The sequence below is a fragment of the uncultured Allobosea sp. genome, assembly GCF_945957345.1.
In the GTDB taxonomy this organism is placed as follows: domain Bacteria; phylum Pseudomonadota; class Alphaproteobacteria; order Rhizobiales; family Beijerinckiaceae; genus Allobosea.
In genome coordinates, this window is the sequence record NZ_CAMFKW010000106.1 from 1 (window position 1) to 3,696 (window position 3,696).

Below are 3,696 nucleotides of genomic sequence, written 5' to 3' on the forward strand. Positions count from 1 at the left end.
GGTCGAGACCGACCAGCGCTCGCGCGAGATTTTTCGCCAGATCGTCGACGGCTACCTGACGACCGGCGAGCCCGTCGGCTCGCGCAACATCGCCCGTCTGCTGCCGATGGCGCTGTCGCCCGCGACGGTGCGCAATGTCATGACCGATCTCGAAATGGCCGGGCTGATCTACGCGCCGCATACCTCCGCCGGGCGCCTTCCTACAGAGAGAGGTCTGCGCTTCTTCGTCGATGCGATGATGGAGGTCGGCAATCTCACGGCCGACGAGCGCGCGCGCATCGAGGCCCAGATCAGGGTCGCCGCCAGCAACCGCAATCTCGACCAGACCCTGACGGAAGCCTCGGCACTGCTCTCCGGTCTGTCGCGCGGCGCCGGCGTCGTTGTCACCACCAAGGCCGATGTGCGGCTGAAGCATATCGAGTTCGTGCGGCTCGACCCCGCCCGCGCGCTGGTCGTGCTCGTCTCGGAGGACGGCACGGTCGAAAACCGGCTTCTGGGATTGCCGGCCGGCCTGCCTGCCTCGGCGCTGAGCGAGGCCGCTAATTTCCTGAACGCCCGCATCCTCGGCAAGACGCTGGCCGAACTGCGCCATGAGATCGGCGGGCAGCGCGCCCTGATGGAGCGCGAGCTCGACGCGCTGACGGCCCGGCTCGTCGAAAGCGGCATCGCGACCCAGGCCGGCCCCGGCAGCGATCGCCATCTCATCGTGCGCGGCCAGGCCAATCTGCTCGACGATCTCCGCGCGCAGGAGGATCTCGAGCGCATCCGCATGCTCTTCGGCGATCTCGAGACGCAGACCGACGTCATCGACCTGCTGACGCGTGCCGAGGACGGCGACGGCGTCCGCATCTTCATCGGCTCGGAGAACAAGCTGTTCTCGATGTCGGGCTCTTCGATGGTGGCCGCGCCCTTCCGCGACGCCGAGCAGCGCATCGTCGGCGTCGTCGGCATCATCGGCCCGACGCGGCTGAACTATGCCCGTATCGTCCCGATGGTCGATTACACCGCCAAGGTCGTCGGCCGCCTGCTGGACGGCAGCCGCTAGGCCTTTGCCAAGGCCATGATTTGGCTTTGCGGGCGGAAGCGGCTATCGAGCGGGCAAAGCAACACTTTTCCAGTCCAGGTGCGAGACCCATGTCCGATCAGCTTCCCGACCGCCTCTCCGTCAACCCGGACAGCCCCTTCTACAATGAAGAGGTGCTGGCGCGCGATATCGGCATCCGCTTCAAGGGCGTCGAGAAGACCAATGTCGAGGAATATTGCGTCTCCGAAGGCTGGGTGAAGGTCTCCGCCGGCAACGCCAAGGACCGCTTCGGCCGCCCGATGACGATCACGCTCAAGGGCCCGGTCGAGCCTTACATCCGCGGCAACGCCGAGGGCTGATCCCCCTTGTCATTCCGGGGCTTCGCGCAGCGAAGAACCCGGAACCCACGACCGGGCGAGCGACCAGTCGTGGGATATCAAATGCCCCACCCAGTCGTGGGTTCCGGGTTCACGCCTGCGGCGTGCCCCGGAATGACAACGGTGGTTCAAACCAGGCTCTTGTAGAAGAACGTCGAGCCGCATTCGGCGCCGTCCGGCATCAGCGCATAGCGCGGGATGGTGCCGGCCTCGGTCCAGCCCAGCCGGTTGTAGAGCCGCCGCGCCGCGCCGTGCTCGTCGGTATCGAGCACCAGCAGGTCGCGGCCCTGCTCTCGCGCGATCGCCTCGGCGCGCTGCATCAGTGCCTCGCCGATGCCCTGCCGGCGCGCGCGCGAATGCACCAGCACCTTGGCGATCTCGGCTCGATGCGGCTGGTTCGACTTGCCGATCAGGTGAAGCTGCGCCGTGCCGACGATGCCGTCCTCGTTTCGCGCGGCCAGCAGAATGACTTGTCCGCCCGCGACGCCCGCCGCGACATCGCGCCAGAAGCGTTCGTAATCGGCGGCCGTGTTCCAGCTCATGAAGCCGACCGAGGCGCCGTCGGCGACGCTGTCGCGCAGGATTTCGACGAGTGCCGGCACGGCCGCCTCGGCCTCGTTGGCGTCGAGCGTTTCGATGGAGATGGCGAGGCTGGTCGCGTTCATGCGATATGTCCCGGAAAGGCGCCGCTTCTCGCGGCGAGGATGACGGCGTAGCGAACGGGCACATCGGCCGGATTGCGGTAGAGGATCGGGCCGCGCAGGTGCATCTGCAGGCAGTCGCCTTCGGCCAGTTCGTGGTGGATGCCCTCAACGGTCAGGTTCAGTCTCCCCCGCAGCACCCAGATCTGCTGGTCGAGTGCTGAGGCGCCGGTCGCATTATCGAGCCGGACTTCGGCGCCGGCAGGCAATTCCACCTCGACGATCTCGAAGCCCGAACCCGTCCCGCGCGGCGAGATATTGCGACGCAGGTAGCCGCTCGCCGGGTCGCGCCAGACAGGCTGGGTCTCGCGGCGCGCCAGCGGCCCGCTTCCGGAGGCCTCCTCCAGCAACGCCGAGAGCGAAAGGCCGAGCCCGGAGCCGAGCCGGACCAGCAGCGCCGCCGTGGGGCTCGATTCGCCGCGCTCGACGCGGGAGATCATCGCCCGGCTGACGCCGCTGCGCTCTGCAAGCGCATCGAGCGTCAGGCCATGGCGCTGGCGGGCGGCCTTGAGGCGCTGCCCGAGCACCCGGTCGATCTCGGTGTCGTGGTCGAATTCCATGACTGGAGAATAATTCTTAGATATTGGAATTTGCAAGCTGCTTTGCGAGGTTTCGAAAACCTCCGCCGTCATCCCGGGCGACCAAAGGGAGACCCGGGATCCCTTCCGGAACGTTTCCGATGAAGGTTCAGGCGTGGATACCAGATCGGCGCCGCTTTGCCGCTTGTCCGGGATGACCGGTGTGGTTCTCATGCCAGCAAATGGCTTTGATGCCGCCTGAAACGCGCAACCGCTTGGCGCCACGCGGCATCACTGCTATGGCGCGCGCATGAGCACCCGCACCATCGACAATATCCGCAACTTCTCGATCGTTGCCCATATCGATCACGGCAAGTCGACGCTGGCCGACCGTCTGATCCAGCAGACCGGCACCGTCGCCGCCCGCGACATGAGCGACCAGATCCTCGACTCGATGGATATCGAGAAGGAGCGCGGCATCACCATCAAGGCGCAGACGGTGCGGCTCGACTACCGGGCCAAGGACGGCAAGGACTATGTCCTCAACCTGATGGACACCCCCGGCCATGTCGACTTCGCCTATGAGGTCTCGCGTTCGCTCGCGGCCTGCGAGGGCTCGCTGCTGGTGGTCGACGCCTCGCAGGGCGTCGAGGCGCAGACGCTCGCCAACGTCTATCAGGCGCTCGACGCCAACCACGAGATCGTCACCGTCCTCAACAAGGTCGACCTGCCGGCGGCCGATCCCGAGCGGATCAAGGAGCAGATCGAGGACGTGATCGGCCTCGACGCCTCCGAGGCCGTGCCGATCTCGGCCAAGACCGGCCTCAATATCGAAGGCGTGCTCGAAGCGATCGTCGAGAAGCTCCCGCCGCCGAAGGGCGATCCGGATGCCTCGCTCAAGGCGATGCTGGTCGATAGCTGGTACGACGCTTATCTCGGCGTCGTCGTGCTCGTGCGCATCATCGACGGCGTGCTGAAGAAGGGCATGACCATTCGCATGATGCGCGCCAACGCCTCCTACGGCGTCGACCGCGTCGGCGTGTTCAAGCCCAAGATGGCCGAGGTCAAGCAGCTCG

General features: G+C 66.3%; 5 protein-coding genes. 3 read left to right on the forward strand and 2 right to left on the reverse strand.

The annotated features are described in order from the left end of the window. Together hrcA and Q0Q36_RS25000 are read left to right on the forward strand one after the other, a co-directional pair. On the forward strand, positions 1-1,045 hold a 1,045-nt coding region (gene hrcA, locus Q0Q36_RS24995), incomplete at its 5' end, for a heat-inducible transcriptional repressor HrcA (protein WP_293802587.1). Positions 1,046-1,134: 89 nt separating this feature from the next. Next, on the forward strand, positions 1,135-1,383 hold the full coding sequence (locus Q0Q36_RS25000) for a DUF3297 family protein (protein ID WP_293802589.1): 249 nt from the start codon (positions 1,135-1,137) through the stop codon (positions 1,381-1,383). Positions 1,384-1,529: 146 nt separating this feature from the next. Here the strand turns inward: Q0Q36_RS25000 and Q0Q36_RS25005 are convergent, their stop codons facing one another. Together Q0Q36_RS25005 and Q0Q36_RS25010 are read right to left on the reverse strand one after the other, a co-directional pair. After that, complete coding sequence (locus Q0Q36_RS25005; RefSeq protein WP_293802590.1) at positions 1,530-2,066, reverse strand: GNAT family N-acetyltransferase; 537 nt, start codon at positions 2,064-2,066, stop codon at positions 1,530-1,532. Next, positions 2,063-2,662 (reverse strand): XRE family transcriptional regulator, encoded by a 600-nt coding sequence (locus Q0Q36_RS25010; protein ID WP_293802592.1) that lies wholly within the window; start codon positions 2,660-2,662, stop codon positions 2,063-2,065. Before Q0Q36_RS25010 ends, Q0Q36_RS25005 begins: the two co-directional genes overlap by 4 nt. 268 nt (positions 2,663-2,930) lie before the next feature. Here Q0Q36_RS25010 and Q0Q36_RS25015 point away from each other — a divergent pair. Continuing rightward, on the forward strand, positions 2,931-3,696 hold a 766-nt coding region (locus Q0Q36_RS25015; RefSeq protein ID WP_293802594.1), incomplete at its 3' end, for a GTP-binding protein.